Consider the following 351-nt stretch of genomic DNA (forward strand, 5'->3'; position numbering starts at 1 on the left):
GCAGATGGCGTGATCGATCGATCCCAAGCGCGAGACACTCCGAAGTGATCCATCGGGGCATAGACCCCGCCGGCATGACCCCAACCGACTGCTGCGGCCCGTGATGCAGCAAGTCTAGACCAAGATCACCAGACCCGATCTGGATGATGTCGGAACCTTGCAAGGAAACAGCAGATGGCGTGATCGATCGATCCCAAGCGCGAGACACTCCGAAGTGATCCATCGGGGCATAGACCCCGCCGGCATGTCTGGAACTCGCGCCGCGGAAACCATCTTGGCCAGCGGTCAAAACCGCATCAACAGGCCGGACATATGGATGCAAGCGATCCGATCAGACCTGAGCCACACCTT

The sequence above is a fragment of the Mesorhizobium sp. WSM4830 genome, assembly GCF_055811495.1.